This window comes from Glycomyces sp. L485 (assembly GCF_022548875.1).
GTDB lineage: Bacteria > Actinomycetota > Actinomycetes > Mycobacteriales > Micromonosporaceae > Glycomyces.
Genome location: NZ_JAKZEW010000104.1, coordinates 1 through 415, shown reverse-complemented (window position 1 = coordinate 415; position 415 = coordinate 1). Strand labels below are relative to the sequence as shown.

The window sequence follows — 415 nt, the reverse complement described above, 5'->3', positions numbered from 1 at the left end:
CAACTTTCCACCACCAACCATGCGATCAGTGGTCGTATCCGGTATTAGCCGCCGTTTCCAGCGGTTATCCCGAAGTCCGGGGCAGGTTACCCACGTGTTACTCACCCGTTCGCCACTCGAGTACTCCCGAAGGAGCCTTTCCGTTCGACTTGCATGTGTGAAGCACGCCGCCAGCGTTCGTCCTGAGCCAGGATCAAACTCTCCAACAAAAACCTAGAACACACAATCCGAAAACCATGTGCCAAGCATGTGTCGAAGCAGCTCCTGACCGATTATCCGGAACCCCCGGTCTCAGCAGACCAAAGGCTCCAAGGAAAAGACAGTCAAAAACAAACCAACCATGAATCCAAAGATCCACAGCCAGCCCGCACGCTGACCATCCAAACACCCTGTTGAGTTCTCAAACAACACGCCA

Annotated in this window: 1 rRNA gene; it reads right to left on the bottom strand. The window is 53.7% G+C overall.

Annotated elements, in window-relative coordinates:
- Positions 1 to 209, bottom strand: a 16S ribosomal RNA gene (locus L0U85_RS20190); the annotation flags it as partial.
- Positions 210 to 415: the final 206 nt, after the last annotated feature.